This is a genomic window from Streptomyces sp. NPDC006283, from assembly GCF_040613325.1.
Lineage (GTDB): Bacteria > Actinomycetota > Actinomycetes > Streptomycetales > Streptomycetaceae > Streptomyces.
On record NZ_JBEXRZ010000257.1, the window covers coordinates 1 to 9,754 of the forward strand.

7 protein-coding genes are annotated in these 9,754 nt (G+C 69.5%); 4 read left to right on the forward strand and 3 right to left on the reverse strand.

The window, feature by feature from the left end; all coding sequences use genetic code 11:
- Positions 1 to 87 precede the first annotated feature (87 nt).
- Positions 88 to 948, forward strand: a complete 861-nt coding sequence (locus ABZ070_RS32525) for a VCBS repeat-containing protein (RefSeq protein ID WP_356639186.1) — start codon at positions 88 to 90, stop codon at positions 946 to 948.
- A 103-nt stretch (positions 949 to 1,051) separates the two neighbouring features.
- Here ABZ070_RS32525 and acnA read toward each other — a convergent pair whose 3' ends face one another.
- Entirely contained in the window at positions 1,052 to 3,769 is a 2,718-nt protein-coding gene (gene acnA, locus ABZ070_RS32530) for an aconitate hydratase AcnA (RefSeq protein ID WP_356639175.1), read from the reverse strand.
- 360 nt (positions 3,770 to 4,129) lie between these two features.
- On the opposite strand from acnA, the gene ABZ070_RS32535 reads away from it, so the two are divergent.
- Positions 4,130 to 4,531, forward strand: coding sequence for an SMI1/KNR4 family protein (locus ABZ070_RS32535; RefSeq protein ID WP_356639177.1), 402 nt, complete (start codon positions 4,130 to 4,132; stop codon positions 4,529 to 4,531).
- 461 nt (positions 4,532 to 4,992) lie between these two features.
- Positions 4,993 to 5,871 (forward strand): aminoglycoside phosphotransferase family protein, encoded by an 879-nt coding sequence (locus tag ABZ070_RS32540; protein WP_356639179.1) that lies wholly within the window; start codon positions 4,993 to 4,995, stop codon positions 5,869 to 5,871.
- Positions 5,872 to 5,991: 120 nt separating this feature from the next.
- Here ABZ070_RS32540 and ABZ070_RS32545 read toward each other — a convergent pair whose 3' ends face one another.
- Together ABZ070_RS32545 and ABZ070_RS32550 are read right to left on the reverse strand one after the other, a co-directional pair.
- On the reverse strand, positions 5,992 to 6,624 hold the full coding sequence (locus ABZ070_RS32545; RefSeq protein WP_356639187.1) for a response regulator transcription factor: 633 nt from the start codon (positions 6,622 to 6,624) through the stop codon (positions 5,992 to 5,994).
- The gene (locus ABZ070_RS32550) at positions 6,624 to 7,913 is read right to left on the reverse strand and encodes a sensor domain-containing protein (RefSeq protein WP_356639182.1); all 1,290 of its coding nucleotides are present in this window, start codon (positions 7,911 to 7,913) and stop codon (positions 6,624 to 6,626) included. The genes ABZ070_RS32545 and ABZ070_RS32550 overlap by 1 nt, the downstream gene beginning before the upstream one ends.
- Positions 7,914 to 8,129: 216 nt before the next feature.
- Here ABZ070_RS32550 and ABZ070_RS32555 point away from each other — a divergent pair, with 216 nt between their 5' ends.
- Positions 8,130 to 9,659, forward strand: a complete 1,530-nt coding sequence (locus tag ABZ070_RS32555) for a UDP-N-acetylglucosamine 1-carboxyvinyltransferase (protein WP_356639184.1) — start codon at positions 8,130 to 8,132, stop codon at positions 9,657 to 9,659.
- Positions 9,660 to 9,754: the final 95 nt, after the last annotated feature.

Genomic DNA, 9,754 nt, shown 5'->3' on the forward strand with positions numbered 1-9,754 from the left:
GAACAGGCACAGCTCCACTCCTTCCGCCCCGCCCGCCCACAGCGCGAAGTTGGTCCCCGCCTCGCTGCCGCGGCGACTGCTGCCGCACTGCTCGTCACCGGCATGGGCGCCGGCTCGGCGTCCGCCGCGGACCCGGTTCCGTCCGCGCCCACCGCGAACGAGGCCCCTACGCCCGCTTCGGGCGGCACCTTCGGCATCCAGGCCGAGCCGGGCGACGCGCCCGTCAACGCGCTGTACGGCGTCAACAGCGCCGGTGACGTGTACGGCTACGCGCCCAACGGCACCGGCGGACTGGACAGCCGGATACAGGTCGGCTGGGACTGGAACAACATCAAGCACGTCACCCAGGTGGACAACGACGCCGACGGCAGCTCCGACGGCAACTGGCAGATCAACAGCGCCGGTGGTGTCTACTACGGCGCCTGGGGCCAGGATCCCTTCTCGATCGGCTCCGGCTGGAACATCTACAACAAAATCGTTTCGCCCGGGAACCTCGCGGGTGGCGTCGCCGACGACCTGATCGCCCGGGACAGCTCCGGTGCGCTGTGGATCTACCTCGGCTACGGCAACGGCAAGGTCAACGTCCGCAAGAAGGTCGGCGGCGGCTGGCAGACCTACAACCAGATCACCGGCAAGGGCGACCTGACCGGCGACGGCAAGGCCGACATCGTGGCCCGCGACGGCAGCGGCACGCTGTATCTCTACAAGGGCACCGGCAGCCACTCGGCGCCGTTCGCCACGCGCACCAAGATCGGCACGGGCTGGAACCAGTTCAACGCCCTGGTCTCCGTCGGTGACATCGACATCGACGGCAGGTCCGACCTGATCGCGCGTGACAAGGCGGGCGCGCTGTACCTGTACAAGGGCACGGGCAGCGCCGCGGCGCCGTTCAAGCCCCGCGTCAAGATCGGCAACAGCGGCTGGAACACCTACCGCCTGTTCTTCTGATCCCTGACACGCCGGATCTGATCGTCAAAACGCCGGGGCCGCACTCCCTTGCCGGGAGTGCGGCCCCTTCGCGTTGCGCTCAGTCCGTCAACCGCGGCTGTGCTCAGCCACGAATGAGGTTGCGCAGCACGTACTGCATGATGCCGCCGTTGCGGTAGTAGTCCGCCTCGCCCGGGGTGTCGATGCGGACGACCGCGTCGAACTCCACACCGGTGTCGGTGCTGACCTTGACCGTGCGCGGCGTGGTGCCGTCGTTCAGCTCGGTGACGCCGGAGATGGAGAAGGTCTCCTCACCGGTCAGCCCCAGGGCCGCTGCCGAGCCGCCCTCCGGGAACTGGAGCGGCAGGACGCCCATGCCGATGAGGTTCGAGCGGTGGATGCGCTCGTACGACTCGGCGATGACGGCCTTGACGCCGAGGAGCGCCGTGCCCTTGGCGGCCCAGTCGCGGGACGAGCCGGAGCCGTACTCCTTGCCGGCCAGGATCACCAGCGGGATGCCGGCGGCCTGGTAGTTCTGCGAGGCGTCGTAGATGAACGACACGGGGCCGTCCGCCTGCGTGAAGTCGCGGGTGAAGCCGCCCTCGGTGCCCGGCGCGATCTGGTTGCGCAGGCGGATGTTGGCGAACGTGCCGCGGATCATGACCTCGTGGTTGCCGCGGCGCGAGCCGTAGCTGTTGAAGTCACGGCGCTCGACGCCATGATCCGTGAGGTACTTGCCGGCCGGGGTGTCGGCCTTGATCGCACCGGCCGGGGAGATGTGGTCGGTGGTGACCGAGTCGCCGAGCTTGGCCAGCACGCGGGCGCCGGAGATGTCGGAGACCGGGGTGGTCTCCATCGTCATGCCCTCGAAGTAAGGGGGCTTGCGCACGTAGGTCGACTGCGGGTCCCACTCGAAGGTGTTGCCCGTCGGGATCGACAGCGCCTGCCACTGGGCGTCGCCCGCGAAGACGTCCTGGTAGGACTTGTTGAACATGTCCTCGCCGATGGCGTTGGCGACGACGTCGTTGACCTCGGCCTCGGTCGGCCAGATGTCCTGCAGGTAGACCGGCTTGCCCTCGGTGTCGATGCCGAGCGCGTCCTTGGTGATGTCCACCTTCATCGAACCGGCGAGGGCGTACGCGACGACCAGCGGCGGGGAGGCCAGGTAGTTCATCTTGACGTCGGGGTTGATTCGGCCCTCGAAGTTGCGGTTGCCGGAGAGCACCGAGGTGACGGCCAGGTCGTGGTCGTTGACCGCCTTGGAGACCTCCTCCGGCAGCGGGCCGGAGTTGCCGATGCAGGTGGTGCAGCCGTAACCGACGAGGTTGAAGCCGACCTTGTCGAGGTACGGGGTCAGACCGGCCTTGTCGAAGTAGTCCGTGACGACCTTCGAGCCCGGGGCGAGGGTGGTCTTGACCCACGGCTTGCGGGTCAGGCCCTTCTCGACCGCCTTCTTGGCCACGAGCGCGGCGGCGACCATGACGTACGGGTTCGAGGTGTTGGTGCAGGAGGTGATCGCGGCGACGGTGACGGCGCCGTGGTCGATCTCGTAGGTCGAGCCGTCGGGGGCGGTCACGGTGACCGGCTTCGACGGGGCGCCGTTCGGGGTGTTGGCCGGGGAGTCGGAGGCCGGGAAGGACTCCTTGCCCGCCTCGTCCACGTCGTCCACGTAGTTGCGGACGTCCTGGGCGAACTGCTCGGCGGCGTTCGCGAGGACGATGCGGTCCTGCGGGCGCTTCGGGCCGGCGATCGAGGGGACGACCGTCGAGAGGTCGAGCTCGAGCTTCTCGGAGAAGTCGGGCTCGGCGGCCGGGTCGAGCCAGAGGCCCTGCTCCTTGGCGTAGGCCTCGACGAGCGCGACCTGCTGCTCGGAACGGCCGGTCAGCTTCAGGTAGTTCAGGGTCTCGCCGTCGATCGGGAAGATCGCGGCGGTGGAGCCGAACTCCGGCGACATGTTGCCGATGGTGGCGCGGTTGGCGAGGGAGGTGGCGGCGACGCCCTCACCGTAGAACTCGACGAACTTGCCGACGACGCCATGCTTGCGCAGCATCTCGGTGATCGTGAGGACCAGGTCGGTGGCGGTGGTGCCGGGCTTGAGCTCACCGGTCAGCTTGAAGCCGACGACGCGCGGGATGAGCATGGAGACCGGCTGGCCGAGCATGGCGGCCTCGGCCTCGATGCCACCGACGCCCCAGCCGAGCACGCCGAGGCCGTTGACCATGGTGGTGTGCGAGTCGGTGCCGACGAGGGTGTCGGGGTACGCCTGGCCGCCTCGGACCATGACGGTACGGGCCAGGTGCTCGATGTTCACCTGGTGGACGATGCCGGTGCCGGGCGGGACGACCTTGAACTCGTCGAAGGCGGTCTGGCCCCAGCGCAGGAACTGGTAGCGCTCCTTGTTGCGGCCGTACTCCAGCTCGACGTTCTGGCCGAAGGCGTCCTTCGTGCCGAACTTGTCGGCGATGACGGAGTGGTCGATCACCAGCTCGGCCGGGGCCAGCGGGTTGATCTTCGCCGGGTCGCCGCCGAGTTCCTTGACGGCCTCGCGCATGGTGGCGAGGTCGACGACACAGGGAACGCCGGTGAAGTCCTGCATGATCACGCGGGCCGGCGTGAACTGGATCTCCTGGCTGGGCTGGGCCTGGGAGTCCCACTCGCCGAGCGCCCGGATGTGGTCGGCGGTGATGTTCGCGCCGTCCTCGGTGCGGAGCAGGTTCTCCAGCAGGACCTTGAGGCTGTAGGGGAGGCGCGCGGCGCCTTCGACCTTGTCCAGCCTGAAGATCTCGTAAGACTCGTCGCCCACGTGCAGCGTGCTGCGGGCGTCGAAGCTGTTCGCCGACACGACAGTCTCCTTCATCAATGTGCGCGTACTACCTCAATGCTGCCGCCACGGCTCCTCGCCGATCCGCTAAGGTAAGGCTTAGTTAGGTATGCCTTACCGACTGGCGGCGTGCGGTACGCCTTCGGCAGATATCTCGATGTCGAGATAACTCTAGTACATGACCGCTGGGAGGTCATGCCCGGACACCCGTGACCGCTCTCATGTGGTCGAGGCGTTTGCTCAGCGAACCCAGTCGTTTGGCCGTCCGCCTCAGCGGACCTCGTCGTGCCGGTGATCGCACTGGGGGTGCCGGGCGGCTGTACCCGCCGAGGTGGATCCGCCAAGGCCATCAGGCATGACCGGCCTTGATAGAACGTCCTCATGAGTTCGAACGACGACCGGATCGCGCAGGCCGAAGGCCGCTTCGGAGTCCGATTTCCCGAGGACTACCGAGACTTCGTGGCCAGGAAAGGAAGCATGGCCCGGTTCGTTCCCCCTGCGGACGACTTCCTGATGATCCATGCCGTCGCGGAGCTCATCGAAGTCAATGAGGCCGGCGACTTCCAGGAACGCTTCCCCGGAAGCGTCGTCATCGGCGGCGACGGAAGCCGCGAAATGCTCACCTACGACTTTCGGCAGGAACCCCCGCCCCTGGTCCTGCTCGACGTCTCCGCTCAGGACTGGTCGTCCGCCATCCACCAGGCGACTTCGCTCTCTGCCCTCCTCGAGCAGTTCCCCGAAACCGGATGGACATGGGACGACTCTGAACCCTCGCCCGCCTGACAGGCGTCCTCACGGAATTCGTGCCGGATCCCGGCGAGGCCGTCGGCTGTAGCGGGAGGTCCTCGTTCGGGCTCGCCCCGAGCGCACTGTGCGTCACGTAGTGCAAGCCTTGCGTTACAGGCGCACGTCGCATCCAGGAGGTGTCGAATGTCCTTCTCTTCCCGCGCCGCTCGCACGGCGGCAGCCGTAGTGCTGGTCTCGGGTGCCCTGCTGAGCAGCGCATCCCCGGTCGCCGCCCAGCCTTTCCCGAATCCCGGATCCGGCTCCCCGCAGATCCTGACACCCACCGACGACGGAGGCGCTGGTTGCAGTTTCTGGGACCCGCGCTGCCCTCAATTCGTCAGCTGGCTTCGGCAACTGCTCGACCTGGCAGTTCGCCCGTAAACATCCACAGTCCGAGAGTGGCCTCCACGACCCGATAATCCTTTGACGGGGGTGCGGCGAACCGGTTGGCTCGCGGGATGCGATCCGACCGACCCGACCGCATGGACAGCGGCGTATCCCTGGTGAGCTCGCTGCTCGCCGCCCAGTTCCCGCAGTGGGCGCAGCTGCCCGTCAAGGCGATCGACTCCGCGGGCACCTCCAACGACATGTACCGGCTCGGGGACGACATGGTCGTCCGGCTCCCCCGCACCGACGGCTCGGCGGACGACGTGGCGAAGGAGCACCGGTGGCTGCCGCGGCTCGCCCCGGCGCTGCCTGCCGCCGTCCCCGAACCCTTGGGCCAGGGCAGGCCGGCGGAGGCCTTCGCCCGGGCGTGGTCCGTCTACCGGTGGCTCGAGGGCGAGAACCCCGCCGTCGGGCGCATCCCGCAACCCGCCCCGCTCGCACGGGACCTGGCGGAGTTCGTCGTGGCGCTGCACCGGATCGATCCCGCGGGCGCGCCGGCCTCCTACCGGAGCGAACCCCTCGCTACGCGGGACTCCGTCACGCGCGGGGCGCTCGCGGATCTCACCGGGATCGTCGACACCCGCCCCGCGCTCGCCGTGTGGGAGGCGGCGCTTGCGGTGCCCGCCTGGGACGGCCCTCATGTGTGGATCCACGCGGACCTGCAGCCCGGGAACCTGCTGATCGACAGCCGTGGGCGGCTGAGTGCCGTCATCGACTTCGGCTGCCTGGGCCTGGGCGAACCCGCCGTCGACATGATCGCGGCGTGGTACGTGATCCCGGCCGAGGCGCGCGACATCTTCCGCGCGGCCGTCGGGGCCGACGACGCCACCTGGGCGCGGGGGCGCGGCTGGGCCCTCTCGGTCGCGCTGCTGGAGCTGCGGCACTACCGGGTGACGAACCCGCGCATGGCCGACATCGCGCGGCACGTCATCGCCGAAGTGCTGAGCTGAGGACCGGCCGCGCGGCGGGCGCGCAGGCGGCAGGGACTTGCGCCTTGCCGAGGTGAGGCCCTGCGCCTCGCGCACGTGACCTTGTCCGACGGCCCTGACGGCGGGCCGCCGAAGCCGCCGTCACGCGCGGAGGTACGTGAGCACCGCCAGCACACGCCGGTGTGTCGCGTCCGCCGGGGGCAGGTCGAGCTTGGCCAGGATGGAGCCGATGTGCTTGCCCACGGCCGCTTCGGAGACGACCAGTTGACGCGCGATGGCGTTGTTGGACCGGCCCTCCGCCACCAGCGCGAGCACTTCGCGCTCACGCGGTGTCAGCCGCTCCAGCGGGTCCCTGCGGCGGCGTATCAGCTGCCGTACGACCTCGGGGTCGACGACCGTGCCGCCGGCGGCGACCTCCTGCAGGGCGGCCTGGAACTCCTCGACCTGCCCGACCCGGTCCTTCAGGAGGTACCCCACGGCGGAGCCGTCCCCCGAGTCGAGCAGCTCCGAGGCATAGGTGCGCTGGACGTACTGACTGAGGACGAGCACCGGGAGGGACGGCCTGTCGGTACGGAGGCGGACGGCCGCCTGCATGCCCTCGTCCTGGAATCCGGGCGGCATCCGGACGTCGGTGACGACGATGTCCGGAGTGTGCTCCGCGACGGCGGCGACGAGGGCTTCGGCGTCACCGACCGCGGCCACGACCTCGTGGCCGAAGCGGTCCAGGAGGGCGATCAGCCCTTCCCGCAGCAGCACGCTGTCCTCTGCCAGCACTACGCGAAGCGCTCGGTCCACTCGCAAGGGATCTCCACACGAAGCAGGGTCGGCCCCCCGGGAGGGCTGGAGAGGGAAATTCTGCCATCGAGCACCGACACCCGGTCCGCGAGCCCGGTCAGCCCGCTGCCCTTGCCGGCTTCCGCGCCGCCGCTGCCGTCGTCGCGGATCTCCAGCGCCAGCCGCCCCGCCTCGTGCCTACCCGTCACTGCCGCACGGGTCGCCCCGCTGTGTTTGCCGATGTTCGCGAGCGCCTCGCAGACCACGAAGTACGCGGCCGCCTCGACCGCTTCGGGGAGCCGCCCGGACAGGTCGACGGTGACGTCGACGGGGACGGCGGACCGGTCGGCCGCGTCGGCGACTGCCGCGCCGAGACCGTAGTCGGCGAGCACCTTGGGGTGGATGCCCTGAATGAGTTCGCGCAGTTCCGCAAGGGCTCGGCCCGCCTCGTCGTGGGCCCTGGCGAGCTGGTCGGCGAGGGGACCGGGCGGGGCGTCGAGACGCGCCATGCCCAGCGTCATGGTAAGCGCGACCAGGCGCTGCTGCGCGCCGTCGTGGAGGTCGCGTTCGATACGCCGCCGCTCAGCCTCGAAGGCGTCCACCAACCGGACCCGGGAGCGCACGAGTTCGGTGAGCCGCTCCCCCGCTTCCGGCTCCACGGGGGCGATGAGGAGCCGGGTCAGTTCGAGCCGCGCCGCGGCCACCGCGCCGAGGACATAGCCGGCGACCGCGAGCGCGAGAAGCCCGAGGGCCGCGGCGCCGAACACCTCGAGCCAGGACGTTGCCGTCCAGAGCTTGATGACGCGGGCTTCCTGGCCGTCGCCGACCGTCGCCATCACGATGGGCGCGCTCATCAGGCCGAGCGGCACGCCGAGCGCCACCACCGCCACAAGCAGGTCCAGCGGCCACAGCAGGACGGCGAGGACGAGCGTGAACCCGAGCTCCCGCCAGGTCGCCTGCTCGCGGAGCCGGGTGCGCGCCCAGGCCGCAAGGCCCGGCGCGTCCGGCGGGTGGTGGGCGGTCGGCGCGGGTCTGCGGTCGACGAGCCCGAGCCGGCGGCGCTCGAGCGCTCCCACGGGCAGGCCGGAGAACGCGAGCAGCGCGAGCAGCGGCAGCCCGACCAGGGCGACCGCGAGGACACCGCCCACCGCCACGCCCAGCAGCAGCACCACCAGCACCGTGCAGCCGACCGGCGCGCTGCTGAGCAGGTAGCCGGCGGCCCGCCAGGGCCATGCGGAGAGCAGGTATCCGGCTCGCGGCAGGGCCTGCCACAGATGGAGTGGGCGCATGCCGATCACCGTAGAAGCCGGGGCGCGGCCGGCACCATCCGCCCTGACGGAGGGACGAGGGTATGGCTTGCCCCACCCCCTTCCCCGCCCCTCCCTGCGGTTGCCGGTACCGGGCGGCGCGCCGACCATCGAGGCAGGGTCCGCGCATGACCGGGTGTCACCCGAACGGCCCACCCTGACTCAGCTGCATCTCATATGTGAGATAGCCTTCCAGCCATGGCAGACGACTACCTCGCACGCATCGGCCAGCTCATCCGTGACGCCCGCCAGCATCGTGGCTGGACACAGACGCAGCTCGCCGACGCGCTCGGCACCAGCCAGAGCGCGGTGAACCGTATTGAGCGCGGCAATCAGAACATCAGTCTTGAGATGATCGCCCGCATCGGTGAAGCGCTGGACAGTGAGATCGTCTCTCTCGGCTACGCGGGCCCCATGCACCTGCGCGTGGTCGGCAGGCGTCGGCTCTCGGGCTCGATCGACGTCAAGACGAGCAAGAACGCCTGCGTGGCGCTGCTGTGCGGCTCACTGCTCAACAAGGGGCGTACGGTGCTGCGCCGCGTCGCCCGTATCGAAGAGGTCTACCGGCTGCTGGAGGTACTCAACTCCGTCGGCGTGCGCACCCGTTGGATCAACGAGGGCCGCGACCTCGAGATCGTGCCGCCGGCCGGGCTCGACATGGACGCGATGGACGTGGAGGCCGCCCGCCGGACCCGTTCCATCATCATGTTCCTCGGGCCCCTGCTGCACCGGATGGACAACTTCCGGCTGCCGTACGCCGGAGGCTGCGACCTCGGGACGCGGACCATCGAACCGCACATGATCGCGTTGCGCCGCTTCGGCCTGGACATCACCGCGACCGAGGGCATCTACCACGCCGTGGTGGACCGTTCCGTCTCGCCCACCCGCCCGATCGTGCTGACCGAGCGCGGCGACACCGTCACCGAGAACGCCCTGCTGGCAGCCGCCCGGCACGACGGCGTGACCGTCATCCGCAACGCGTCCTCCAACTACATGGTCCAGGACCTGTGCTTCTTCCTCGAGGCGCTCGGGGTCAAGGTCGAGGGTGTCGGCTCGACGACGCTGACCGTGCACGGCATGCCCAACATCGACGTGGACGTCGACTACTCCCCCTCCGAGGACCCGGTCGAGGCGATGAGCCTGCTCGCCGCGGCGGTCGTCACCGAGTCGGAGCTGACGATCCGCCGGGTGCCGATCGAGTTCCTCGAGATCGAGCTGTCGGTGCTCGAGGAGATGGGCCTCGACCACGACCGCACTCCCGAGTACGCCGCGGACAACGGCCGCACCCGGCTGGTGGACCTGACGGTCCGGCCCTCCAAACTCGAGGCCCCGATCGACAAGATCCACCCGATGCCGTTCCCCGGACTGAACATCGACAACGTGCCGTTCTTCGCGGCGATCGCCGCCGTCGCCCAGGGCCAGACCCTGATCCACGACTGGGTCTACGACAACCGCGCGATCTACCTGACGGACCTCAACCGCCTCGGCGGCCGTCTCCAGCTTCTCGACCCCCACCGCGTCCTGGTCGAGGGGCCGACGCGCTGGCGCGCCGCGGAGATGATGTGCCCGCCGGCCCTGCGCCCGGCGGTGGTCGTCCTCCTGGCGATGATGGCGGCGGAGGGCACCTCGGTCCTGCGCAACGTGTACGTCATCAACCGCGGTTACGAGGATCTGGCAGAGCGGCTGAACTCGGTGGGGGCACAGATCGAGATCTTCCGGGACATCTGAGGGGCAGGAGCCGCCGCCCCCTTCCCGGCCCGCTGTCCTGGCAAGCATCTGCTGCGGAACTCGCTGATCCCGGTGGTGACGTTCATCGGAACCGA

Coding starts and splice junctions, on each gene's coding strand:
- ABZ070_RS32535 (WP_356639177.1), top strand. CDS start 4,130: ATGAGTTCGAACGACGACCGGATCGCGCAGGCCGAAGGCCGCTTCGGA.
- ABZ070_RS32540 (WP_356639179.1), top strand. CDS start 4,993: ATGCGATCCGACCGACCCGACCGCATGGACAGCGGCGTATCCCTGGTG.
- ABZ070_RS32550 (WP_356639182.1), bottom strand. CDS start 7,913: ATGCGCCCACTCCATCTGTGGCAGGCCCTGCCGCGAGCCGGATACCTG.
- ABZ070_RS32555 (WP_356639184.1), top strand. CDS start 8,130: ATGGCAGACGACTACCTCGCACGCATCGGCCAGCTCATCCGTGACGCC.